The organism is Candidatus Nanopusillus massiliensis, from assembly GCF_920984865.1.
Genome location: NZ_OV100765.1, coordinates 488,627 through 489,129, shown reverse-complemented (window position 1 = coordinate 489,129; position 503 = coordinate 488,627). Strand labels below are relative to the sequence as shown.

Sequence of the window (503 nt, the reverse complement as noted above, 5' to 3'; positions counted from 1 at the left end):
GTTGCTACAATTTTTATTATTTCATATGATAATTTTCTAAAAAGACCAAAGGAAGATNTACATACTGTAGTTAGAATTATTAAAAGAGAAATTAAAAATGATAAGAGAAGATAAAAGGATTATTGAAAATAAAGTAAAAGTAAAGATAATTGGGAGNACAAAGATCTTACCAGATGATGTTCAGAAAGAAATAAAATTAGTAGAAGATTTTACAAAAAATAATTCTAAATTATTATTTAAATTTGGCAGTTATATATGGAAGCAGACAAGAAATAATTGATGGTATTAAAATCTTATTTGAAGATTTTAAAAAGGGTGATTATAGATATTAATAATTTAGATGGTGTCATTATTCATGAAATATTTATATTTTGGTNATGAAATTCCATATCCAGATCCAGATTTAATAATAAGAACAAGTGGAGAACATAGAATAAGTAATTATTTATTATATCAAGCTGCATATTCTGAATTATATTTTATAGATAAATATTGGCCAGGAT

The 503-nt window shown here is 22.6% G+C and carries 1 pseudogene; it reads left to right on the top strand.

Features of this window, described 5'->3' with window-relative positions:
• Positions 1–97: 97 nt before the first annotated feature.
• Positions 98–503 (top strand): annotated as a pseudogene (locus LUA84_RS04820) (undecaprenyl diphosphate synthase family protein); the annotation flags it as partial.